Consider the following 23,148-nt stretch of genomic DNA (forward strand, 5'->3'; position numbering starts at 1 on the left):
ATAAATCAGATGGTTATATCTTTTTGTAAGCAAATTTTGTTATTTCGAACGAAGAATGAGGAGAAATCTCATTCTACTGAGATGTCTCGTCGTTCATGTTTCGCTCTGTCAACATGACAAATGATTAAATATCTGTATTTTATATGAATATATTTTATTGCAATTTATATCGAACTCACGTTAATTTATATAAATCAGAAAGCAAAATATTATAACTGCCTGATCAGAAAACTCAACTCAAGCCCAATTGTCAAAGCCACTTCCCTGTATTTTTCATCCTGCTGAGTTGTGCCATCAAATTGTTTTGGATCGGGATAGGTCAAATTGAAACGCTCTAAGGCATTTGGAATAAATGGGCAATTTTCCGAGGCTTGCTCACAAAGCATAATGGCATAAAAGTTATCACTCGGATTTTGAGCATCGTTATATAATTTTGAAAAGCACTTGATAACATTAGAATTTCCGTAATTCACTTCAACTATTGAATTGCTTGTGTTTTGGGATTTTTGAGCGTCAAAGCCTAAATATCTTAGACAACTTATCGCGTTATCATTAACCGCTGAAACTTCTGTGCCACCAGAATAAGACTCTAAAGCAATATCATAATAATCGGCAAGGACTGTTGCCCAAACTTGACCAAATATACTCCGACGTGAATTATGTGTGCAAACAAAAATGAGTTGAAAAGGCTTTGATGAATGCTGCTGTTTTAAAGTTTCAGCAATGGCTTTAATTTGATGTTTTCTTTCAAGGTCAATTTGATGGTCTTCCTTTTCAAATTGTTGTAGAAGCGATTGAATTGAATTATTCATGTTTTAATATTTCCATTTGTTAGCAATAGCCACAAGCGATAACATCACTGGCACTTCAATCAATACACCAACTACTGTCGCTAAAGATGCACCAGAATTAAGACCAAATAGCGAAATGGCTACCGCAACAGCCAGTTCAAAAAAGTTGCTCGCACCAATCATAGCCGATGGCGAGCAAACACTGTGTTTTAGTTTTAAATAACGACCGATAAACCAAGTGACAAAAAAGATAAAATAAGTTTGAATGGTCAATGGTATGGCAATTAATAAAATATCAAAAGGTTTGTTTAAAATTTTATCGCCTTGAAAGGCAAACAACAAGACCAAAGTCGTGATGAGGGCAATCATAGAGACAGGTTTCAGACGATGTAAAAACACATTTTTAAACCAATCTATACTGTATCTTTTTATTAAATATTTGTTTGAAACATAACCTGCTGTGAGTGGAATAACGACAAAAATAACAACTGAATAAATCAAAGTATCATAAGGAATCTGAATATTAGTTACCCCAAGCAAAAATTTGACAATTGGAATGAAAAGCACCAATAAAATAATGTCGTTTAAAGACACTTGAACGAGTGTATAATTAGCATCGCCTTTGGTTAAATACGACCACACAAAAACCATAGCCGTACAAGGTGCAGCACCTAGGATGATAGCTCCAGCGATATACTGCTCTGCATCTTCTGGCGATAAATAGGCACTAAAAATTTGATCTAAAAACAGCCACGCAAAAAATGCCATGGTAAAAGGTTTGACTAACCAATTTATGACTAAAGTTAAACCTACAGCTTTGTTATTTTTAGTAACGTTTTTTAAGGATGAAAAATCAATTTGCACCATCATCGGATAAATCATCATCCACACCAAAATGGCAACTGGAATATTGACTTTTGCAACTTCTAAATCGCTTAAAAATTGAATAGAATCGCCAAACAGTCGTCCTATACCAATGCCAACTAAGATAGCCAAAGCAACCCAAACGCTCAGGTATTTTTCAAATTTTCCCATAGCTTAACAGCAACCGCTTTCAGGCGAACAACAGGCTTGTGAAGCTTGCAATTCACTTAATTTAACTTTAGGTTTTGACGCTGAAACTCCACATTTGTCTTTAGCCAAACAATCGGTTTGTAATGGTATGAGTTTAAAAACTGAATCGTCAAAATCCAAACCATAAGTTTCAATGGTTTGACCTTGGTATTCCACTTCTATTGTTAAATCCTCATTGAGTTTGAGTTGTTTTTCAGAAAGTTCGATAATTTTATTTAATTTTTCAGCTTGAAGTCTGTGATTTATATCATCGGCTGTCCAGAGTTGAAAATTGATGATATCCTGAAAACGCTCTGTGCCACCACAATCAATAAAATGTTTGGTAACTTTACCAACTTCTGTCACATGAAAGTGCGAAGGCACTTCTGTACCATTGGGTAAAATAAATTTGAGATTTTCAATTTGCTTTAAATGATTTTTAATTTCAGAGAGTGTCATAATTTTATGTTTTAATTTGATTTAATAATATACGTCGGTATTGATTTAACAACAGTCGTCATTGACGGAAATATTGCGGTCTAAAAACGCATTGAGTGTGTTTTTTAATTGTGTCCATTGTTCATCATCAATACAATAGCAAACGCTCGTGCCTTCAATATTACCTTTGATTAATCCAGCATTTTTAAGTTCTTTAAGATGTTGAGAAATGGTCGGTTGTGCTAAATTAATTTGACTGACCAAATCTCCGCAAATACAAGATTGTGCTTTAAATATTTCTTGTAAAATTGCTATTCGAGCCGGATGGGCTAATGCCTTAGCTATAGATGCAATTTGGTTTTGTTCCGCTGTAAAATTTTCTGTTTTGGTTAAACCCATGTTTTGATTTTTTAGCACTTAGCCTATATTAAACTCTTACTAACCACAGCTCACTGCTCACTGTTCACTACTATTACTACATTGCAATATTACGATTAATATTCAATACTAAAAAAGTAATAATTATTTTATTTTCAAAATGTAAGTTTTGAACTGTATAAATATTCTCTTATATTTTACAATTTCTTTAATTTTAACCCAACTAATTGATGTATTTTTACGACATATGAAACGAAAACTACGTATAAACGGTCATTCTCACTTATTACCTTATCCCGAACAGATTCCTAAGTTTATGAAAGAAAAAGGCATTTTTTGGGTGGACGATGAACGTAAATTTATGCTTCAAAAAAACTGGAAACGCCCCGTAACCGATTCGAGTTTTTTTCTTGATGATAAGTTAGAATGGATGGAGCGTTATAATATTGACCATGCGGTGGTGCTGAATCTATCTCAACTTTATGGTAACGGACTACGTGTGGAAGAAATGAAAAAAGCTTTGCGATTTCAAAACGATTTTAATGCAAAAGTTCAAAAAGAAAACCCCACAAAATTTACTTGTGGTTTTGTGGTACATCCGGGTTTCGTCAAAAGTGCTTTGTGGGAAATTGAACGCTGCGTAGAAGAACTCGATATGCGTATTCTTTGCTTACCAACTCATTACATGGACTCTATCGGCACTTGGCGTTGTATTTTTGACGAAGAAAACGAACCTATTTTTGAGCTTGCCAGCAAATATAATCTTGCGGTTGAAGTTCATCCGTATGATGGTGAAAAATTTATCAAACTTGAAAACACCGCTTGGCGCTTTCATCTGATTTGGATGTTGGCTCAATGTGCTGATGCTTATCACTTTTTAACCCTTAATGGTTATCCTGACAAATACCCAAATATGCGGGTTTGTTTTGCTCATGGCGGACAACTCGCACAAATCAATTTAGGGCGAAGAATTCAGGGTTTTGATGGACGTCCTGATTTATTTAAAGGCAAAGTTCACCCGCGAAAATCAGTAGGTCATAAAAATATTTTCTTTGATACTTTGGTGCACGACACCAAATCATTTAAACTTCTGTTAGAAAATCAAAAAAGCAAACAAATTATCGCTGGACTTGATGATCCTTATCCACTTGGTGAAATGGAAAGCCAACCGCAATCATCCTATCCTGGCAAACTTTTGGATTTGGCTGTTGAGCAAAATATTATTTCAGCTAAAGAACGCGACGAAATTTGGAGTAACAATGTGGTAACTTGGTTGTTTGGAGAAGATGAAAAACTAAAAACTGATTTTTATAAACGTATTGGTCACCATGAAAATAATTGACAAAAGCATAGAAGCTTACAGTATTGAGCACAGCGAAAATGAGCCAAAATTTCTAAAAGCCCTTGCCAAAGAAACCTGGCAAAAAGTGCTTCAACCACGAATGCTCAGCGGTGCTTATCAAGGCAGATTATTGAGTTTAATTTCAAAAATTGTCGCCCCGAGTTGCATTTTAGAAATAGGCACTTACACAGGATATTCAAGCCTTTGTCTTGCTGAAGGCTTAGCTGAAAATGGCGTATTACACACTATTGATGTTAATGAAGAGTTGGTTGACATTCAGCAAAAACATTTTAAAAACTCTCCGTTCTATCAAAATATCAAAACCCATCTGGGTGATGCTCAAAACATTATTCCTAAAATTGATGCTAAATTTGACTTGGTTTTCATCGATGCCGATAAACAAAATTATAGTCTGTATTTAGATTTGGTGATGCCTAAACTCAATCCTAAAGCCGTTATTTTATCAGATAATGTGCTTTGGGACGGCAAAGTCGTCAACCCACAAATCCACGATGAAGACACGCTGGCTTTACGGGCTTATAATGAAAAACTCATTACACATTCACAATTAGAAACGGTATTGTTACCGATTAGAGATGGATTAAGCATTAGTCGATTAAAAGATTGATTTACTTAAACTTTCAACGTTTTAAAGTAAAATGCCCTGAAACACTTTGTCCAGAATTCATTTCAATTTTATACCAATAATCTTGTGACGGCATTGTTTTGCCATTATACGTGCCATCCCAACCAATCAGTAAAGGTGAAATATTATCCAGCAATTTGCCATACCTGTCAAAAATAAAAATATTTTTGACGTCGTTTTCACTTTGTCTGATGCCTTTGATTTGCCAAAAATCATTAATCCCATCATTATTTGGTGTAAAGAAATCAGGGATTTGAAGTGCAATAAAATTTAATGTTACTTCACCACAGCCATTTTTATCTCTGACAATAATGGTGTTTTCAATTTGATTAATATCAAAAGTATTGGAGTTTGTAAAACCACTATCATTTAACGCAAATTCATAGTCACCACTGCCTTGGGCATTGATTATAACTTGTCCATTTCCCGCAAAACCAGTTTGAGTAAAACTCACTTCAGGTAAGCTTGAAGCATTAACATTAAAATTTTTAGTGTTTGTGCAAACCACTTCAAGACCATCAATCATTTGAACACTTGTGACCTCAACACTAAAACTTCCTGCTTCATTCACCTGAATACTTTCTGTGGTTTCACCAGTATTCCATTCATAGAATGTTTCGCCTTGCGTGTTCACTATGCTGGCATCAAGCGTTACATTGTCATCAGAATTTTCACAAATTAAAAATTCAGATTCAACATTACTAAAAATAGGAGCATCAATTTTTTGAAGAACAACAGGAACAAGACCTAAACAATAATTGTCAGCTTCTACACGAGCAAAAATTGTTAAAGGCAAAAGTTCAGTTTCTATTTCTATAAAACCTGTGTTAATTGAATTGGTTTGATTGATGGCATCGTTTTCTGAAAAATATAACTCTATATTTTGAGCTTGAATTCCAAGAACACTTAAAACTTGATTTTGAATGGCTTGATTGGTAAAAGACGTCGGACTGGTTTCTTGGACAGGACAAACTGTAAACGTAATTTCATCAAAAACTTGACTGTTTCCACTCAACTGAACACTTGCTACAGCAGTGCAATTATTAGCGTTCAAGACACGAACAAAAACATTTTGGTTAGACGTTGTATTTTCAAATGTATTAGGATTTTGAATAGGATTGATGCCTAATTCAGCTTCGTTTTGGGTTAAATAAAAATTTAAAATTTGCAAACTGTTATCTATTTGATTACTCACGTCAAATAAGTTAAAGACTCCAAATCCATTAGCATCAACACAAGTATTGAGACTTAAATCTTGTGGTAAACTCATTTGATCAAAACTGATTTGAACTTCATCAATAGCCGTGCAACCACTTGTTAAATCAGCTTCAACACTGTATTGACCTGCACCAAAATTAGCTTCAGAAACTGTGATATTGTCATCGGTATCATTAATCAATTGACCGTCAAAAAACCACCTAATCGCTGTAACTTCATCATTTTCTACCTGAAGATTTAAGGTTTCGCCTTGGCAAAGGGTTTGGTCTTGACCCAAATCTACGCCAATATTAAAACTGTTTCCTTCTATAAAAACGGCAGAATCATATCTAAAGTTAGTTTCGTCAGCAATCACTAATTTGATTTCATAGGTTTGACCAGCTATAACATCACTTTCAGCGGTTAAAATTGCCGTTTGTCCATTAAAGTTTATCGGAGCATTTACATCATTAAACTGTCCAAAAAATTCTTCATTAATCGCATCACAAGCACCCGGAATTTCAGGTCTAACTGTGGTCACTTGAACAGGAGTGTTAGTGCCAGGCACAAGTGCTAAATTTTGAAACTGTCCACCAACAGGTCGGATCAAAAAAGCAAAGGCGTCAGAAAAATCACAAGTTGAAGAGTTGTTTTCTCGATATTCTTCGGAAGCAAATAGATATCGAAAACTGATGCTATTGGCTTGTGGTACAAACGAAAATTCAAAAATTGTAGCATTGATGGTATTGCTGATACCGAGAATATTTTCTAAATCTTGATCGCCAGACCAATTGGCTGCATCATCATCACTTAGGGAATTATTTGGTCCAGGCACGTTGCTTAACCGACCAGTGGTTAAAACAATGCCGTTGTCAAAAGGAAAGTTAGCGTTGTTGGCATCAAAATATCCATAACTCAATTCACCGTTTGAAAAATTGCCAGAAACCGTGTTAGTCACATTGATGTTATCAACACAATTAGTGCCAAACAACACGTCTTCAACAAGTTGTTGATCTGAAAATGTGTTAGAACTCACACTGATATTTTGACTAAAAGAAAATAGAGTAAAAATAAGAGAAGCAATGAATAAGCTAAAACGTATAAGATTCAACACAAATAATTTTGAATTAAGACTTATAAAAAGCCATTTAGTTTAAACCCTAACGCTATCTGGTACCAAAACGGTATAATCGCCACCATTTCTGATGACATCTCTCACAATTGAAGACGAGATATAGCTTTTGCCACTTGAAGTTAGCAAGAAAACGGTTTCTATTTTTTGTAATTTTCTGTTGGTGTGTGCAATAGCTTTTTCAAACTCAAAATCAGCGGGATTACGCAAACCTCTTAAGATAAAATCAGCTTCATTTTCAATACAATAATCAACGGTTAGTCCTGAATAAGTATCGACTTTTATTTTGGGTTCATCTTTAAAAGTATCTATCAAAAACTGCTTGCGTTGTTCTAAGCTAAACATATATTTTTTGTTGGCATTCACGCCAATAGCTAAGATAATTTCATCAAACAAGGTCATTCCACGACAAATAATATCGTAATGCCCTATCGTTAAAGGATCAAAAGAACCAGGAAAAACCGCACGTTTCATAACAAAACTTTTTGGGTAAAGATAATAAAATAAAAGCGTCTAAGCCATCTCAATAGCATTACTAAAAAGAGCCGATAAAGAAATGCCAGCAGCTTTAGCTTGTTGAGGTAAAATACTGGCTTTGGTCAAACCTGGACAGGCGTTGATTTCTAAAAAATGCGGTTGACCATTGTGAAAAATAAATTCTGAACGTGTCAAACCTTTCATCTTTAATATTTTAAAAATTTTAACCGCTAAATTTTGAACAGATTGGGTTTCATTTTCTGTTAAATTGGCTGGTGTGATTTCTTGAGATTTGCCATAATATTTAGCTTCAAAATCAAAGAATTCATTTTCTGAAATAATTTCTGTAACAGGCAAAGCCTTAACTTCTCCTTGATAATTTATCACCCCAACGGAAACTTCTCGACCATCGAGAAAGGATTCAATAATCACTTCGTCGTCTTCTTTTAAAGCGTGATTTATCGCTTGTGGGATTTCGTCTTTGGTTTTAACTTTAGTAATTCCAAAACTACTACCAGCTCGATTGGCTTTGACAAAACAAGGCAAACCTACTTTTTTGATGATATCATCAGCATCAATAACATCACCTTGATTATAAAAATAATTTTCGGCAGTTGGTATGCCATAGGCTTTTAAAACACTGATGCAGTCTCTTTTGTTATAGGTTAAAGCTGCATTGTAATATTCAGCAGCCGTTTGTTTGATGTTTAAATTTTGAAGATAACCTTGTATCAAACCATCTTCGCCTGGCGTGCCGTGAATGGTATTAAACACGACATCAAAGGTGATTTTTTGTCCATCGATTACAACAGAAAAATCGGATTTGTCAATGGGATATTTTTGGGCGTCGTGCCAAACATACCAATTGTCTTTTAAAATATGAGCTTGGTAAACATTATAATCGTTTTTTAGATGCTCATAAACATTTTCTCCACTTTGTATGGAAACATCACATTCACTGGTGTAGCCACCCATAGCGATGGCGATGGTTTTTTTCATATCAGTTATTAAGTTTTTCAGTCATCACATTGACCAAATCCGATTGCTGAATTTGTTCTTGTTTGCCACTGTTCATATTTTTTAGTGTCAAATTTTTGTTTTGAATTTCATTTTCGCCAAGTAAAGCTACGTATTGATATTCGTTTTTATTGGCGTAAGTCAATTGCTTTCTTGGTTTATCAGCATCAGGATACAATTCTGCTGCAATACCATTATTTCTAAGTCTTGTAATCAACTTAATGGAATGACGAGCTTCATTTTCTCCAAAGTTGATAAACAACAAACGATTATTTTTGACAAGGTTTTCAGGAAATAAATTTAAACTTTTCATCACCAAAAATATCCTATCTAAGCCAAAAGAAATGCCAACACCGCTTAAATCTTTAAGACCGAAAATACCCGTCAAATCATCGTAGCGACCACCACCACCAATGGAACCCATCTTTACGCCTTCAGGAGCTTGAACTTCAAAAATAGCTCCAGTATAGTAATTCAAACCGCGTGCTAAGGTAACATCAAAATCTAACTCACAAGCTTTTAAGTCTAAATCGCGAGTTTGGTTGACGATAAATTCTAATTCTTCTACACCTTTTAAACCGATGTCTGAAGATGACAATAAAGTTTTAATTTGGTTGAGCTTGGTTTGCATATCGCCTTGTAATTCAAAAATAGGATTGAGTTTTTCAAGGGCTTGTTGATCAATACCTCGCTCCAACATTTCTTCAATCACTTTGTCCTTACCGATTTTGTCAAGCTTGTCTAAAGCCACTGTAAAGTCAATGAGCTTATCAGATTCGCCAATGATTTCTGCCAGACCGCTTAAAATTTTTCTGTTGTTGAGTTTGATTTTGCAACCTTTTAGTTTTAGTTGATTAAAAACAGCATTGTAGAGTTGTATAAACTCTACTTCCTGCCATAAACTATGGCTTCCAACCACATCGGCGTCGCATTGATAAAACTCTCTAAAACGACCTTTTTGCGGTCGATCTGCACGCCAAACCGGCTGAATTTGAAAACGCTTAAACGGAAAATTCAACTCGTGTTGGTGTTGCACCACATAACGTGCAAATGGGACGGTTAAGTCGTAACGTAAGGCTTTGCCCGAGATTTTTGATGTAATTTGAGTTGCGTCTTTGGTTTCATAAAGTTTATTATCAACTTTTTTCAAATAATCACCTGAATCTAAAATCTTAAAAATCAACCGATCGCCTTCGTCGCCGTATTTTCCCATAAGGGTTGATGACTTTTCAAAACTTGGAGTTTCAATAGGTTGAAATCCAAACAACTGAAATTGATGCTTAATCGTATCAAAAATATAATTGCGTTTCGCGAGTTCTTCAGCGTTAAAATCTCTTGTGCCTTTTGGTATAGCGGGTTTTTGAGCCATTAATTTGGTTTTAGTTTTGGGCGTTAATCCACTTGTTAAAATACTTGAACAACTCGCCTTTTGTGATATTTGCACCTTGTTTGATCAATGCAAAGATATCTTTATTTCTATCATCACTCAAAGCTTTGGTGGCTTCGTGAATTTCGACTTCATCGGCGAGTAAATTATTTTGTAGCCATTGGTAGCCTTTTTTAGTCGTGATGTCAATATCAGGATGTTTGACTTCTATTTTTATCAAATCAATTTGCACTTCGGTAAACCTGAACAAAAACATATATTTTGCTGAAATATGTTCGAGATATTCTACTTTTTTGAGCACACCTTCCCAAACCAAATCGCTAAAAATATCGAGTTCTTCTTCAGCCACTTCGGGTTTGTTTTTTTTAATGTCTGCCCACTCTTCAGCAGTAATAGATTGTGTGGCGAGAAAATTGATAAATTCCTGATGCAATTCTTCAAATTGCTCTTTGGTTAATCTTTCGTATTTCATGTTTGCAAAAGTAAAGAAATTGATTTGTATAGCTGTTTATGTTCTATATTTTTGATTTTAAAAAGTGAGATATTATTTGAAGTTTCAAAACCTGTTAGGTTGGCTTTTTAGGTATTCAATGAAGAGTTTAAACTTATCAATATAGATTCTTTAGTATATAATAAAAAAGCCCATGAAAATCAAGGGCTTAATGTTTGTAAAGTGACCCTGGAGGGATTCAAACCCCCAACCGTTGGAGCCGAAATCCAAAGCTCTATTCAGTTAAGCTACAGGGCCATTATTTCAAAATATAATGCATAAAAATTATGCTAAAATGTACTTTTATTATTTACTAAGTAGCCGAAATCCATTCCACATGTGCGAGACAGTTGAGCTACCGAGCTAAAAAGTTTTGCAAAATTACAAGAAATATTGCTTACTATGTGAAGTTTTTAAGTTTTTTTATTTTGGAGTCAATTTCGCAAAGGCAGGACTATTCAGTTAAGATACAGAACTGATTTGAATCTAATTTTTAACACACGTACTTCGTTAAATTCTTTTTCTTCTCAGTTCTATAATCTTAAAATCAATTAGTGCATTCGTGGCAAAATAAAATTAGTGCATTCGTGGCAAAATAAAATTAGTGCATTCGTGGCAAAATAAAATTAGTGCATTCGTGGCAAAATAAAATTAGTGTATTCGTGGCAAAATAAAATTAGTGTATTCGTGGCAAAATAAAATTAGTGTATTCGTGGCAAAATAAAATTAGTGCATTCGTGGCAAAATAAAATTAGTGCATTCGTGGCAAAATAAAATTAGTGTATTCGTGGCAAAATAAATAAGACTTTTAAATATTCAAAAACTAAAAACTTGCAATTATTCTGATTAACGCATCATAGTCTTAAGAAAGCATCTTTTGTCAACCAAATTTAAAATTAACAAGACCTCACACGTCTCACAGACACATAAGATATAAAACAATAATCACGCAATCTAAGCCAACTCTTGCTTCACAATCTTAGAAATCATAGCACCTTCAGCTTTGCCAGCCATCTGTTTACTGGCAATGCCCATCACTTTTCCCATATCTTTCATACTACTTGCACCAGTTTGCTCTATAATTTGCTTGACTTCTTTAGCAATAACCTCTTCGCTCATTTGCTCAGGCAAAAACTCTTCAAGTATTTTCACTTCATTCAATTCTTCTTCAGCCAAATCATCTCGGTTTTGCTCTTGATAGAGTTTTGCGGAATCTTTGCGTTGTTTCACTAACTTTTGGATGAGTTTAAGCTCTTCAGCTTCAGTCATTTCACCACTAAAGTCACCACTGGTTTTGGCTTTCAAAATTTCACTTTTTATAGAACGCAAAGAAGTTAAAGCTACTGTATCTTTAGCTTTCATTGCCACCTTCATTTTGTCCATCACTTGTTTTTCTAAACTCATAATTTCAATTTTTTGACAAAAATACTAAAATATTGTCCAAACTTCTTCATACTGTAACTTGAGTTACATAAAATAACTTATTGATTCCTTACTTTTATAAAAATTTAGTGCCGATGAAATATCTCATTCTTTTATTAGTCGTATCAATCTTATCCTGCAAGTCTGATAAACAACCAAAAACAGACTACAAAGCCTTAAATTCAAAAAGTACAATGAGTGAAAGTCAAGCTTCTAAAGCTTATGAACTGATGAAAACACAATGCTATACCTGTCATAATCCTGAAACAGAGCAAGATAACCTTATAGCACCACCTATGATAGCTGTTAAAATGCATTATCTGCGTGATGATACAACTGAGGATGAATTTACGCAATCAATTTTGAATTTTGTGAATAAGCCAACTAAAGAAAAATCAAAAATGAAAGGTGCAGTTAAACGTTTTGGTGTAATGCCTTATCAAAAATTTAATGAAGCTGATATTAAGGCTATTGCTTCCTATATGTTTAATTATAAGCTCGATAAACCCGAATGGTTTGATGAGCATCTTAAAGAAGGAAGAATGTCGCCTTTTAAGCAAAAAGGGAAACAACTTCAAATGCAAAAAAGAAAAGGACCAAAACAAAAAGGCATGAATATAGCAATGGCTACAAAAAAAGAATTGGGCAAAAACTTAATGAAAGCCCTAAATGAAAAAGGAGCAACCAATGCTGTAGAATTTTGCAATTTAAAAGCCATACCTATCACCTCAGAAAAAGAAGAACAATTTAATGCTAAAATTAAACGTGCCTCTGACCGACCTCGGAATCCTAATAACTTGGCTACAACAAGAGAAGAAATCTATATAAACACTTTTAAAGAAATGATAGCTAAAGGTGAAAGCCCTGAACCTATCATAGAAAAAAACAATGGCAAATTTGATTTTTATTATCCTATTGTTACCAACAGTATGTGCCTAAAATGTCACGGAGAGGTTGGTAAAACCATAAAATCTGAAACCTACAAAACCATTAAACTTAAATATCCAGAAGATAAAGCGATTGGTTATGATGTTAACCAAGTTAGAGGGATTTGGCATATTGAGTTTTAAAAAGATAATTCATAAACTCGGGTTGACGCTTTTAATTTTATATTTGCAAAAATTTTAAGCGTTCATGGATTATCTACTGCTGTTTTTAGGCGTAAGTTTATTGGTCATAGGTGGTGAATTTCTCGTTAGATCTGCGGTTTCTATTTCCTTAAAACTCAACATTTCAAAAATGATTGTCGGCTTAACCGTGGTATCTTTTGCTACTTCAGTGCCAGAATTATTTGTAAGTGTGTTTGCAGCTTTAGAAGGCAAACCAGATTTTGCCTTAGGCAATGTGGTGGGTTCAAATATTGCCAATATTGGCTTAGTTCTTGGCGTTACAGCAATCATTCATAAACTTTCAACGGACAAAGATTTTAATCGGTTTTACTGGCCAATTATGATGTTGTTTTCCATTTTTTTATACTACTTTCTATCTACAGAACAAATTTTAAGTGCTTTCGAAGGTTTGATATTACTGATCGGTATCGTCATTTATTTATTGTTTCTAATCATCAGGACACGCACCAAAAAAAACATTGTAATAGAAGATGTTGACGAAAAACTTAAATTAGTTAGTTATTTTAAGGTTATTATTTGGTTGTTGTTAGGTATTATAGGTTTATACTACGGTTCAGAATGGCTTGTGAGCGGTGCAACAGGTATTGCCTTAGACCTTGGTGTTAGTGACCGCGTCATATCCATAACTATGGTAGCTTTCGGCACTAGTGTTCCAGAATTGGCCGCATCTATCATGGCAGCTATCAAAAAAGAAAAAGATTTGTCACTCGGCAATCTCATCGGGTCAAATATTTTTAATATTGGCAGTGTTTTAGGCATCACGGCACTCATTCATCCATTACAACTCGAATCCACGGAAATGCTAAACTCAGACCTGATTTGGATGATAGCTTTCGCCTTTGTTTTAATGCCTTTAGCCTTGCTCATTCCTCAGCGCTTTTACATCAACCGTCTTAAAGGGATTATCCTTCTAATTGGCTATATGGTATTTATTTTTATGACGTTTTTTAGATAATATCAAATCTCTGTTTTGGGGCTTCCCACGCTTGCAGCGTGGTCGGGCTTTCGGCAGTCGCTTTGCCACGCTTTTTGGCGTGGCAAGAGCTCCAACAATGCCTCAATCCCTAAGCCGAGGAAGACCTCAAAATACACAAGTGGTTTCGCTAAGGTACTTTTAAAAACTTGGTAAAGTAAAAATCTATTTTGTCTTTAGCGAACCTTGCGGTAAGAAATCTCTGGAGGTTTCAAAAAATGTAAGTGAGTGATTTCTCTACCACTAAAAAAAAAAAATTGTAAAGGAATTAGTTCTTGCGTAAAACCTTTAAAAACTCATCTCGATCTATCAACTCTGCACCAAGTCGCTCTAAATGTGGCGTGTATATTTGACAATCCACGAGTTTTAGCCCTAAAGTTTTGTAATGTTCCACCATTTTTATAAAAGCAAATTTTGAAGCATTGCTTTGATGAGCAAACATACTTTCGCCACAAAACACACCACAAGATTTTAAATAAACGCCGTATAAACCACCAACCAATTCATCGTCTTGCCAAGTTTCAACAGAATGGGCAAAGCCTTTTTTGTGTAAGTTGGTATAAGCCTTAATCATTTCATCACTGAGCCACGTGCCGTCTTGACCTTCGCGGGGCGTTGTTGCACAAGCGGCAATTACTTTCTCAAAAGCTTGATTAAAAGTTACTTTAAACTTATTTTGATTTAAAAGCGGTCGCATAGATTTTGAGATGTGAAGTTTTTCAGGAAACAACACCATGCGTTGGTCAGGCGACCACCATAAAATGGGTTCATTTTCATTATACCAAGGAAATATCCCATTGCGATAAGCCAACATCAACCGCTCGGCAGACAAGTCGCCGCCAACAGCCAAAACGCCAGATTCGTCAGCGTTTTGAGGATGTGGAAACCACAATTCTGAAGTGAGAAATACCATAAATCTAATAGATAAATACTAAACCAAAGATAAAAATCAAGCTGCCAATTAAAAACATCCACAAGGTAAAAGGCAAAATTTGATAGGCTTTTAGTTTAGTAATAGCCAACAAAGGCAAAGCCCAAAAAGGTTGTAGCATATTGGTGATTTGATCGCCGTAAGCCATTGCCATAATCATTTTAGGCAAAGGTACATTGAGTTGACTAGATGATTCTATAATAATCGGTCCTTGAATCGCCCACTGACCGCCACCACTTGGCACAAAAATGTTGAGTAATCCTGCACTCATAAATGTAAAAACAGGCAAAGTTTCTGTTGATGAAATACTCACAAAAAATTCGGCAATATTAATCGCCAAACCGCTGTCTTTCATCATGCCCATAATACCAAAATACAAAGGAAATTGAATTAAAATGCCACTCACATCGCCTATTGAAATTTTAAGCGCTTTTAAAAACTGATGAAAATTACCGTGTAAGATAAACGCCAAACCCAACATCAAAAAATTAAGCATATTTGGTGTCAGCCTCAAGTTTAAAAGCATATCTTTATACTGAACCACAAAAGCTAAAAGCATCAGAATTCCAAAAACTATGGCTGGCCAACGGCTTTTTTCAAACTTGATGATATCGTCTTGATCGGGTTTTGATTTAGTTTTAGATGAAGAATAATTAAAGTTTAAAATGGATTTAGACTTTTTGTTTAAAATCAAAAACAGCATTGGCATAAGCACAAGTAATAGTCCAAAAATCAGAAGATTTTCAAAACTTAAAATGGTATCGCTGGTGGCTATAAAGTTAGGCACTACCAATTGACTTAAACTCGCCAAATGTCCGCTTTCTGCAACTTTTAAAGGTGCTGAACCGCTTAAACCACCGTGCCAAACCATAAGACCGATATAGCCCGCAGCACCGAGTAAAGGATAATTGAGTTTAAAGCCTTTTTTTGCAGAAGATTCACCGATTTTACGAACCAAAATCGCTCCAAAAATCAAGCCTAAACCCCAATTTAAAAACGCCATAAACATGGTAGAAACCGTAACAACAACTAAAGCTTTGGCCGTTGAATTTATTGGTGCGGTAAGGACATCGAGTAACTTTTGCATAGGTTGACTAAGCACTAAAATATGTCCCAAAACCAAAATCAACATCATTTGATAGGCAAACACCAACAGACTTTGGTTCCAAATGCCGTTTTCCCAATAACTCAATACTTGTATAAAATTTTGAGAAGCGCTACCCGAAGTCATACTCAAACTTGCCCACACCATGACCACAAAGGTCAATATCACTGCAATACTAAACGGCGATGGGAAAAAGCGTTTAAAATAATCTTCTATCGTTTTTGAGTTTTTCAATAAGGCAAAACTTTTTGCGTTATACAAAAACCTAAAAGTAAAAAAGTTCATCGAAAAAATGATACTTTTGCACAGAATTAGTGGGTTTTGATGAAATATCTTTTCTTTTTTATTGGTTTTATATGTATTACAAGCACAATGGCTCAAGTCAGAGAGCTGAGACGAGCCGATTCAGGAAATCGTAATATGAACAGAAATGTTGAAGATGCTCAATCTGTCAAAGAAACCAAAGAGCGTCCGCCAATAGATCAATACAAAATTATCACTTCAAAAAATGATACCATTATAGCGGATACGAGTTTAACTATTCAAAAGGCCTACAAATACAATTATTTACGCAAAGATGATTTTGAACTTTTGCCGTTTCACAACATTGGACAAACCTACAATAGCTTAGGCTATTCGTTTGATAAAGTTCATCTCAGACCGCAATTTGGTGCTCAAGCCCGACGATTTTATTATATTGAAGCCGAAGACATCAACTATTTTTATGTGCCAACACCTTATACCGATTTGTATTTTAAAACTACTTTTGAACAAGGTCAAAATTTGGACGCGTCTTTTACCAGTAATTTTACCAAGCGATTTAACTTTTATATCGCCTATAAAGGTTTAAGGTCTTTAGGAAAATATCGACATTCAGCAACTTCCAATGGGCATTTCAGAATTGGTGTGGCTTATAGCACAAAAAACGACCGTTATTATTTAAAAACCCATTTTACATCTCAAGATTTTACCGTTGAAGAAAACGGTGGTCTCACATCTACAGCAAGACAGCAATTTGTTAATGGTGATTCTGAATTTGATAATCGACCATCTTTAGACGTGCAATTTCAAGATGCTGAAAACAAGTTTGTTGGCCGACGGTTTTACGTCGATCACTTTTATAAACTCAGAAAAGGGAATGATTCAACACAAAATGGTCAAATCAAATTGAAACATCAGCTTTTTTTTAAGGATAAAACCTTTAGATATACCCAAACCCAAGCTTCAGATTTATTTGGATCAGCTTTAGAAACTCAAAACTTAAATACAGAAGTACAGTTTCAAGATGTTACTAATACTTTAGGCTTGAGTTATCAAATTAATCCATTAGGTGTTTTTGGGTTTAATGTTTCGCACAGCAATTACAATTATGGCTATCAATCTGTGTTTGTAGGCGATCAAGGCGTTGTTCCAAACCGTCTAAAAGGTGATATTTTAGCTGCTGGCGGATCTTATTCTGGTGAAATAGGAGCATTTAAACTTCAAGGCGATGTCCAATATAATTTCTCTGGCGATTTTGACGGTAACTATATCAAAACCCAAGCTGATTATCAATTTTCAAAAGATTTGAAAGCCACAGCACGTTTGCATATCAACTCACATGCACCAAACTACAATAAACTTTTGCATCAAAGCGATTATAAAAATTACAATTGGTTTAATGATTTTGACAATGTCAAAACCCAATATTTACAGGCGGAAATAAATTCAGAAAAATTTGGTAAACTCGATGCGTCTATCACACAAATTCAAGATTATGCTTATTTTGGTTTTATAGATAATCCCGATACAAATGCCGTCGCCGATTCTTTGGTCAGACCATTTCAGTCTGATACCGATGTGAGATATTTGAAATTAAAATTCGAAAAAACCTTGAGATATGGCAAGTTTTCTTTGGCAAATACTATAATGTATCAAAATGTTTTGGATGGAGAAGATGTCTTTAGAGTACCTGATTTTGTAACGCGCCAGTCTTTATTTTACACCGATCGTTGGTTTAAAAAAGCTTTGTTTTTGCAAACGGGATTCAATTTTAAATACTTCACAGGATACAACGCCAATGCTTACGATCCAGTTCTATCTGAATTTGTAGTACAAAACTTTGAAGAATTAGATGATTTTTTTACCGTCGATTTTTTCTTTAATATGAAAGTCAGACAAGCACGAATTTATTTGAAATATGAAAATTTAACAACTCTTTTTGAAACCAACACTAGTTTTTCTGCACCTTATTATCCGTATCGCGATGCTGTTATTCGCTTTGGATTGGTTTGGAATTTCTTTTTGTAAACATTCATTTTTATTTAATGATTGTTCACCCGTCTTGTTTTAACTTTGAATAAAATTATAATGTGAAATGAAATTAAATCAATTTTATTTAAAATCATTTATTAATTTGAAGAAAGATATTTGCGAATCCTTGAAATGATGAAGTTTGATTTGATACATTATATCATTACAATTGTTTGAATATAGTGCGAATCCGAGCAATTGTTTAAACATCGAGCGGAGGCGAGATGTGAGTCGTTCTCGATTTCTCTCGAACTTAAAACAAAGGATATTTTAAAAAGTTTTAAAAAAATGGCTTATCAAACTTGCAGGTTATCGAAATAATGATTTTTTAGAGCAGTTAAATTTAAAGAGATATAATTTTAGAAGTTTCATTTTCACTAAACAAAATTTGAATATATGAAAGGTGTTTTGATGGTAAATCTAGGCTCGCCAAAATCAACAGATCCTAAAGATGTAAAACGATATTTGGGTGAATTTTTAATGGACGAACGCGTGATAGATTTGCCTTACGTTTTAAGGGCAATTTTAGTCAATGGCATTATTCTCAATACACGGCCAAAGCAATCGGCCAAATCCTATGAAAAAATATGGTGGGACGAAGGTTCACCGTTGATTGTGCTTTCTGAAAGACTTCAAGAAAAAATTGATGCTTTCACACAAGTTCCTATAGCTCTGGCAATGCGCTATGGCGAACCATCCATTCATCAAGGGTTTCAAGAATTGCATGATAAAGGCGTAGATGAAGTTTTGCTTTTGCCACTTTATCCGCAATTTGCAATGGCAACGACTGAAACCATTTTGGTTTTAGCCGAAAAACTGAGAGACGAGTATTTTTCAGAGATGAACTTGACTACGATTCCACCATTTTACAATCATCCAGATTACATCAATGTCTTGTCAGCAAGCATATATCAGAAAATTAAAGATTTGGACTATCATCATTTATTATTCAGTTATCACGGCGTGCCAGAGCGACATATCAGAAAAAGCGATATCACCAAGTCGCATTGCAAAATCGATGATAGCTGTTGCCAAACACCATCAAAAGCACATCAGTTTTGCTATCGTCATCAATGTTATGAAACCACACGACTTGTAGCTCAAACTTTAAAACTAAAAGAAAATACTTATAGCACGTCGTTTCAATCTCGATTAGGCTTTGATCCTTGGCTAAAACCATATACGGATAGAACTATTGAGAGATTAGCTCTTGAAGGCTCTGAAAACATAGCAATTGTTACGCCAGCGTTTGTTTCTGATTGCTTAGAAACCTTAGAAGAAATTGCCATGCAAGGCAAAGAACTATTTTATGAAAATGGAGGTAAAAACTTTACATTTATACCGTGTTTAAACGACAGACAAGATTGGGTTAAAACCCTAAGCCGTTGGATTGACGAATGGGCCACACAAAAACAACCAAACCCAAAAACAGTATGAAGAGCCTAAACTCTAAAGAATTAGGCGAGAAACCCATCAGTAAACTATTGATAAAACAATCCGTGCCAGCTTCTATTGGTGTTTTGGTGATGTCTATCAATATTTTAGTCGATACCATTTTGGTTGGAAATTGGATAGGCTCGGTTGCCATAGCAGCTATCAATGTTGTTTTACCGATTTCTTTTTTTATTGCAGCACTTGGAACGGCAATTGGGGTTGGCGGATCTTCTATCATCTCAAGGGCTTTTGGTGCAGATAACAAAAACAAAGCTTTAGTCACTTTTGGCAATCAAATTACGGTTACTTTTATTTTAACGGTAGCAATGGTTGTTGTTGGTTTAACTTTTGCTGATGAATTGATTCCAGCTTTTGGCGGTAAAGGAGATATCTTTGCTCCGGCCAAAATTTACTATAAAATTCTGCTTTACGGAATGCCGTTGTTGGCTTTTTGTATGTTAGGAAATACGGTCATGCGTGCAGAAGGTAAACCTAAGTTTTCAATGATAGCTATGATTATTCCTTCGGTAGGCAATATAGTATTAGATTTTATTTTAATCAAAGGTTTTGATATGGGTATGTATGGTGCGGCATGGGCAAGCACTATTTCTTATGTATTGTGTTTAGGTTTTATCATTTGGTTTTTCTTGTCAAAGCATTCAGAGCTAAAAATCAGCTTTTCGCATTTTGGGGTTAAAGCAGACATTTTAAGAGAAATCAGTGAATTAGGGGTTGTAACTTTAGCAAGACAGGCTGTGGTCAGCATCACATATTTATTATTGAATAATATTTTATTTAAACTCGGTGGTGAGGCTGGAGTGACAACTTATGCCATTATCGCCCGAATGTTGATGTTTGCTTTATTCCCGATTTTGGGTATTACACAAGGTTTTCTGCCAATTGCAGGATACAATTACGGTGCTGAACTCAAGTCACGTGTACGAGAAAGCATCAACAAAGCCATTCTTTATGCTACAGGGCTTGGCTTGTTGGTATTTGTCAGTATTATGATTTTTGCCGAACCCATCGTTAAAGCCTTTACAGGCGATGCTGAAATTATAGCTCAAGCACCATCGGCAATGCGTTGGGTGTTTGCGGCTATTCCTATTGTGTCTGTCCAGCTCATTGGGTCGGCATATTTTCAAGCTATAGGAAAAGCAAGACCAGCATTTTTATTAACCCTGACACGACAGGGCTTTTTCTTTATTCCGCTCATACTCATTCTGCCATCACTTTACAATGAATTTGGGGTGTGGATTTCGTTTGCACTTGCGGATGTATTATCGACTATAGTCACGGGATATTTTTTACATCGTGAAGTAAGGCGGACTTTATTTTAAAATAAAAGATAACAATATTCAATTTTGATAAATTTTAATTAAATTCGTAATAAACAATTTTTTTATGAAAACCTTTCTTTTAAGCACTTTAGTTATCATTTTCATATCTTTTACATCATGTTCAAGCGATGATGATGCACCAAGTGGTCCAATAGTTCCAAGTGCGGTTTATGCTACTTGGAATATGAGTTTTTTTCAAGAGGATGGGAATTTAGTCACTGAGGTACCTTGTGATTTAGATATTGAATACACCTTTAATAGCAATGGAACTTATTCTAAAACCCTTTTTACGGATTCTAACAATGGTGAAAACTGTGAAATTTCTGTAAGTTTTAATGGCAACTGGGAAGCCATTGAAGACAATGTCATTGAGTTGACGCCATCTTCACAAAGCTTTGAGCAGGAAGTTCTAAATTTAAGATTGATAAACAATAACAATCAACTTGAAATTGAACGTTCTGCAACGCTCTTAGAAGTTTACGATAAGAATTAAACCAAAAATTCAGTTTCTTTAAAAACCTGTTTTACTTCATCTAAAGTTTCATAAATTTGATTGAGGCTTTCAGAGGTTACAAGTGTTTTGCGATAAGGCTTAAAATTTGGAATACCTCTAAAATAATTGGTGTAATGTCGTCTTGTTTCAAGAATTCCTAATTTTTCGCCTTTCCAGTCAACAGACATTTGTAAGTGTCTTTTGGCGACATCAACACGCTCAGCAATTGTAGGCGATGGTAGGTGTTCTCCCGTTTTAAAGTAATGTTTTACTTCATTAAAAAACCAAGGATAACCAATACTTGCTCGACCAATCATAGCACCGTCTAAGCCAAATTTATCTCGCATCTCTACAGCACGTTCAGGTGTATTAACATCACCGTTGCCAAAAACTGGAATATGCATCCTTGGATTGTTTTTGACTTCTGCAATGGGACGCCAATCGGCATTGCCTTTATACATTTGAGCTCGAGTTCTGCCGTGAATAGATATGGCTTGGCAACCTACATCTTGCAATCGTTCGGCAACTTCAACTATTTTGATAGAATCGTGATCCCAGCCCAAGCGTGTTTTAACAGTTATGGGGATTTTGGTATGCATGACCATGGCTTTGGTGAGCGAAACCATCAAGTCTATATCTTTGAGAATGCCAGCACCAGCACCTTTGGAGACGACTTTTTTTACTGGACAACCAAAATTGATGTCAATAATATCAGGTTGTGTTTTCTCAACGATTTCAACCGATTTGAGCATAGCCTCTAAATTTGCTCCAAATATTTGAATACCAACTGGTCTCTCTTTTTCGTAAATATCAAGTTTTATAACACTTTTGGTGGCATCTCTGATTAAACCTTCAGAAGAAATAAACTCTGTATAAACCACATCAGCCCCATTTTCTTTGCACAAGGCTCGAAATGGTGGATCACTCACGTCTTCCATAGGAGCGAGAAGCAAAGGAAAATCCTCTAATTCTATGTTGCCGATTTTTACCATATTTATACAATTCATTGCAAAAGTCTTTTAATTTATCGACTTAAACAAATCTTACCGTAGATTAGCCTACAATAATTAAGCTTTATCCAGCATAAATGATTCTGATTGTGAGAAAGTTATCAATACGAAAACGTTTTAGTAAAATATTTAACTTAGAATGTGCTGTCTATATATAGTTATTTGTTTACTTTTATTTTTAACTCTAAATTAATTTATTATGAAAATAAAATTACAAGGTTTTGGTGTTTATCTGAAAACGATTTTGTTGCATATGAAAGTTTTTTTATGTTTAATGTTTGTTACAGTATTTTATACCAATACTGTTTTAGCCCAAACAACCTATAATGGAAATGGGAATTCTGGTTTTGGTGATGTTGTTGGGAGTAGCACCTTAGAATTTAGTGATGATGGTACAACTATAACTGGAGTATTTACCAAGGGTTCAGGTGATTTTAATGATGCTATGGTAGTTTATATTTCTACTGGTGCCGCTGGTCGTTCTGTTATAGATGGCACTGTAAACGATCAAGGCGATAATTTGAGAAGAGCAATTTCATCTGCTGGAACTGATGCTTCGGACATAACATTTCCTCCTGGTTTTCAAGCCACACACGCCATAGCTATTGATGTCACATTTGGCGGTTTATGGTCTATACCTTCATAAGGTAGTGTTGGTGATAACGGTTTA

The 23,148-nt window shown here is 34.9% G+C and carries 22 protein-coding genes and 1 tRNA gene; 9 read left to right on the forward strand and 14 right to left on the reverse strand.

Annotated features, from left to right (window positions below):
- Positions 1-209: 209 nt before the first annotated feature.
- Genes ACSSV5_RS01640 through ACSSV5_RS01655 form a run of 4 tightly spaced genes read right to left on the reverse strand, consistent with a single transcriptional unit; the run spans position 210 to position 2,681 of the window.
- Positions 210-812: a low molecular weight phosphatase family protein gene (locus ACSSV5_RS01640; RefSeq protein ID WP_211065501.1), complete on the reverse strand. Its 603-nt coding sequence runs from the start codon at positions 810-812 to the stop codon at positions 210-212.
- A 3-nt stretch (positions 813-815) separates the two neighbouring features.
- Positions 816-1,826, reverse strand: a complete 1,011-nt coding sequence (gene arsB / locus ACSSV5_RS01645; protein WP_454244507.1) for an ACR3 family arsenite efflux transporter — start codon at positions 1,824-1,826, stop codon at positions 816-818.
- Positions 1,827-1,829: 3 nt separating this feature from the next.
- The gene (locus tag ACSSV5_RS01650) at positions 1,830-2,303 is read right to left on the reverse strand and encodes a DUF6428 family protein (protein WP_211065503.1); all 474 of its coding nucleotides are present in this window, start codon (positions 2,301-2,303) and stop codon (positions 1,830-1,832) included.
- 45 nt (positions 2,304-2,348) lie between these two features.
- Complete coding sequence (locus tag ACSSV5_RS01655; RefSeq protein WP_211065504.1) at positions 2,349-2,681, reverse strand: ArsR/SmtB family transcription factor; 333 nt, start codon at positions 2,679-2,681, stop codon at positions 2,349-2,351.
- Positions 2,682-2,907: 226 nt separating this feature from the next.
- Here ACSSV5_RS01655 and ACSSV5_RS01660 point away from each other — a divergent pair, with 226 nt between their 5' ends.
- Positions 2,908-4,002 carry an amidohydrolase family protein gene (locus ACSSV5_RS01660; protein ID WP_454244508.1) on the forward strand — a complete coding sequence of 365 codons (1,095 nt, stop codon included), beginning with the start codon at positions 2,908-2,910 and terminating at the stop codon, positions 4,000-4,002.
- Entirely contained in the window at positions 3,989-4,630 is a 642-nt protein-coding gene (locus ACSSV5_RS01665) for an O-methyltransferase (protein WP_211065506.1), read from the forward strand. The genes ACSSV5_RS01660 and ACSSV5_RS01665 overlap by 14 nt, the downstream gene beginning before the upstream one ends.
- Before the next feature lie 13 nt (positions 4,631-4,643).
- Here the strand turns inward: ACSSV5_RS01665 and ACSSV5_RS01670 are convergent, their stop codons facing one another.
- The 7 genes from ACSSV5_RS01670 to ACSSV5_RS01700 all read right to left on the reverse strand — a co-directional run bounded on the left by ACSSV5_RS01670 (position 4,644) and on the right by ACSSV5_RS01700 (position 11,752).
- Entirely contained in the window at positions 4,644-6,881 is a 2,238-nt protein-coding gene (locus ACSSV5_RS01670; protein WP_454244509.1) for a choice-of-anchor L domain-containing protein, read from the reverse strand.
- Positions 6,882-6,998: 117 nt separating this feature from the next.
- Positions 6,999-7,451 carry a pantetheine-phosphate adenylyltransferase gene (coaD, locus tag ACSSV5_RS01675; protein ID WP_211065508.1) on the reverse strand — a complete coding sequence of 151 codons (453 nt, stop codon included), beginning with the start codon at positions 7,449-7,451 and terminating at the stop codon, positions 6,999-7,001.
- A gap of 39 nt (positions 7,452-7,490) precedes the next feature.
- On the reverse strand, positions 7,491-8,453 hold the full coding sequence (locus ACSSV5_RS01680; protein ID WP_454244510.1) for a D-alanine--D-alanine ligase: 963 nt from the start codon (positions 8,451-8,453) through the stop codon (positions 7,491-7,493).
- 1 nt (position 8,454) lies between these two features.
- Positions 8,455-9,840, reverse strand: a complete 1,386-nt coding sequence (gene hisS / locus ACSSV5_RS01685) for a histidine--tRNA ligase (RefSeq protein WP_454244511.1) — start codon at positions 9,838-9,840, stop codon at positions 8,455-8,457.
- A gap of 10 nt (positions 9,841-9,850) precedes the next feature.
- A complete protein-coding gene (locus tag ACSSV5_RS01690; RefSeq protein ID WP_454244512.1) occupies positions 9,851-10,330 on the reverse strand; it encodes a DUF6495 family protein in 480 nt (159 codons plus the stop codon).
- A 202-nt stretch (positions 10,331-10,532) separates the two neighbouring features.
- Positions 10,533-10,606, reverse strand: a tRNA-Arg gene (locus ACSSV5_RS01695).
- A gap of 696 nt (positions 10,607-11,302) precedes the next feature.
- Complete coding sequence (locus ACSSV5_RS01700; RefSeq protein WP_454244513.1) at positions 11,303-11,752, reverse strand: GatB/YqeY domain-containing protein; 450 nt, start codon at positions 11,750-11,752, stop codon at positions 11,303-11,305.
- A gap of 113 nt (positions 11,753-11,865) precedes the next feature.
- On the opposite strand from ACSSV5_RS01700, the gene ACSSV5_RS01705 reads away from it, so the two are divergent.
- Together ACSSV5_RS01705 and ACSSV5_RS01710 are read left to right on the forward strand one after the other, a co-directional pair.
- On the forward strand, positions 11,866-12,840 hold the full coding sequence (locus ACSSV5_RS01705) for a c-type heme family protein (RefSeq protein ID WP_211065512.1): 975 nt from the start codon (positions 11,866-11,868) through the stop codon (positions 12,838-12,840).
- Between the two features lie 64 nt (positions 12,841-12,904).
- A complete protein-coding gene (locus ACSSV5_RS01710) occupies positions 12,905-13,855 on the forward strand; it encodes a calcium/sodium antiporter (RefSeq protein WP_454244514.1) in 951 nt (316 codons plus the stop codon).
- A gap of 286 nt (positions 13,856-14,141) precedes the next feature.
- Here the strand turns inward: ACSSV5_RS01710 and aat are convergent, their stop codons facing one another.
- Both aat and ACSSV5_RS01720 read right to left on the reverse strand, forming a co-directional pair.
- Positions 14,142-14,786 (reverse strand): leucyl/phenylalanyl-tRNA--protein transferase, encoded by a 645-nt coding sequence (gene aat, locus ACSSV5_RS01715; protein WP_211065514.1) that lies wholly within the window; start codon positions 14,784-14,786, stop codon positions 14,142-14,144.
- Between the two features lie 4 nt (positions 14,787-14,790).
- The gene (locus ACSSV5_RS01720; protein WP_454244515.1) at positions 14,791-16,143 is read right to left on the reverse strand and encodes a short-chain fatty acid transporter; all 1,353 of its coding nucleotides are present in this window, start codon (positions 16,141-16,143) and stop codon (positions 14,791-14,793) included.
- A gap of 90 nt (positions 16,144-16,233) precedes the next feature.
- Here ACSSV5_RS01720 and ACSSV5_RS01725 point away from each other — a divergent pair, with 90 nt between their 5' ends.
- The 4 genes from ACSSV5_RS01725 to ACSSV5_RS01740 all read left to right on the forward strand — a co-directional run bounded on the left by ACSSV5_RS01725 (position 16,234) and on the right by ACSSV5_RS01740 (position 21,468).
- Positions 16,234-18,198 carry a putative porin gene (locus ACSSV5_RS01725; protein WP_454244516.1) on the forward strand — a complete coding sequence of 655 codons (1,965 nt, stop codon included), beginning with the start codon at positions 16,234-16,236 and terminating at the stop codon, positions 18,196-18,198.
- Between the two features lie 399 nt (positions 18,199-18,597).
- Positions 18,598-19,638 (forward strand): ferrochelatase, encoded by a 1,041-nt coding sequence (gene hemH, locus ACSSV5_RS01730; protein ID WP_211065516.1) that lies wholly within the window; start codon positions 18,598-18,600, stop codon positions 19,636-19,638.
- Positions 19,635-20,975: an MATE family efflux transporter gene (locus ACSSV5_RS01735; RefSeq protein ID WP_454244517.1), complete on the forward strand. Its 1,341-nt coding sequence runs from the start codon at positions 19,635-19,637 to the stop codon at positions 20,973-20,975. The genes hemH and ACSSV5_RS01735 overlap by 4 nt, the downstream gene beginning before the upstream one ends.
- 64 nt (positions 20,976-21,039) lie before the next feature.
- Positions 21,040-21,468, forward strand: a complete 429-nt coding sequence (locus ACSSV5_RS01740) for a lipocalin family protein (protein ID WP_454244518.1) — start codon at positions 21,040-21,042, stop codon at positions 21,466-21,468.
- Here ACSSV5_RS01740 and dusB read toward each other — a convergent pair.
- Positions 21,465-22,460 carry a tRNA dihydrouridine synthase DusB gene (dusB, locus tag ACSSV5_RS01745; protein ID WP_211066936.1) on the reverse strand — a complete coding sequence of 332 codons (996 nt, stop codon included), beginning with the start codon at positions 22,458-22,460 and terminating at the stop codon, positions 21,465-21,467. The two genes, ACSSV5_RS01740 and dusB, sit on opposite strands and share 4 nt — an antisense overlap.
- Positions 22,461-22,677: 217 nt before the next feature.
- Here dusB and ACSSV5_RS01750 point away from each other — a divergent pair, with 217 nt between their 5' ends.
- Positions 22,678-23,124 (forward strand): hypothetical protein, encoded by a 447-nt coding sequence (locus ACSSV5_RS01750; RefSeq protein ID WP_454244519.1) that lies wholly within the window; start codon positions 22,678-22,680, stop codon positions 23,122-23,124.
- Positions 23,125-23,148 lie beyond the last annotated feature (24 nt).

The organism is Psychroflexus sp. MBR-150 (assembly GCF_053628795.1).

Coding starts and splice junctions, on each gene's coding strand:
- ACSSV5_RS01640 (WP_211065501.1), bottom strand. CDS start 812: ATGAATAATTCAATTCAATCGCTTCTACAACAATTTGAAAAGGAAGAC.
- arsB (WP_454244507.1), bottom strand. CDS start 1,826: ATGGGAAAATTTGAAAAATACCTGAGCGTTTGGGTTGCTTTGGCTATC.
- ACSSV5_RS01650 (WP_211065503.1), bottom strand. CDS start 2,303: ATGACACTCTCTGAAATTAAAAATCATTTAAAGCAAATTGAAAATCTC.
- ACSSV5_RS01655 (WP_211065504.1), bottom strand. CDS start 2,681: ATGGGTTTAACCAAAACAGAAAATTTTACAGCGGAACAAAACCAAATT.
- ACSSV5_RS01660 (WP_454244508.1), top strand. CDS start 2,908: ATGAAACGAAAACTACGTATAAACGGTCATTCTCACTTATTACCTTAT.
- ACSSV5_RS01665 (WP_211065506.1), top strand. CDS start 3,989: ATGAAAATAATTGACAAAAGCATAGAAGCTTACAGTATTGAGCACAGC.
- coaD (WP_211065508.1), bottom strand. CDS start 7,451: ATGAAACGTGCGGTTTTTCCTGGTTCTTTTGATCCTTTAACGATAGGG.
- ACSSV5_RS01680 (WP_454244510.1), bottom strand. CDS start 8,453: ATGAAAAAAACCATCGCCATCGCTATGGGTGGCTACACCAGTGAATGT.
- hisS (WP_454244511.1), bottom strand. CDS start 9,840: ATGGCTCAAAAACCCGCTATACCAAAAGGCACAAGAGATTTTAACGCT.
- ACSSV5_RS01690 (WP_454244512.1), bottom strand. CDS start 10,330: ATGAAATACGAAAGATTAACCAAAGAGCAATTTGAAGAATTGCATCAG.
- ACSSV5_RS01700 (WP_454244513.1), bottom strand. CDS start 11,752: ATGAGTTTAGAAAAACAAGTGATGGACAAAATGAAGGTGGCAATGAAA.
- ACSSV5_RS01705 (WP_211065512.1), top strand. CDS start 11,866: ATGAAATATCTCATTCTTTTATTAGTCGTATCAATCTTATCCTGCAAG.
- ACSSV5_RS01710 (WP_454244514.1), top strand. CDS start 12,905: ATGGATTATCTACTGCTGTTTTTAGGCGTAAGTTTATTGGTCATAGGT.
- aat (WP_211065514.1), bottom strand. CDS start 14,786: ATGGTATTTCTCACTTCAGAATTGTGGTTTCCACATCCTCAAAACGCT.
- ACSSV5_RS01725 (WP_454244516.1), top strand. CDS start 16,234: ATGAAATATCTTTTCTTTTTTATTGGTTTTATATGTATTACAAGCACA.
- hemH (WP_211065516.1), top strand. CDS start 18,598: ATGAAAGGTGTTTTGATGGTAAATCTAGGCTCGCCAAAATCAACAGAT.
- ACSSV5_RS01735 (WP_454244517.1), top strand. CDS start 19,635: ATGAAGAGCCTAAACTCTAAAGAATTAGGCGAGAAACCCATCAGTAAA.
- ACSSV5_RS01740 (WP_454244518.1), top strand. CDS start 21,040: ATGAAAACCTTTCTTTTAAGCACTTTAGTTATCATTTTCATATCTTTT.
- dusB (WP_211066936.1), bottom strand. CDS start 22,460: ATGGTAAAAATCGGCAACATAGAATTAGAGGATTTTCCTTTGCTTCTC.
- ACSSV5_RS01750 (WP_454244519.1), top strand. CDS start 22,678: ATGAAAATAAAATTACAAGGTTTTGGTGTTTATCTGAAAACGATTTTG.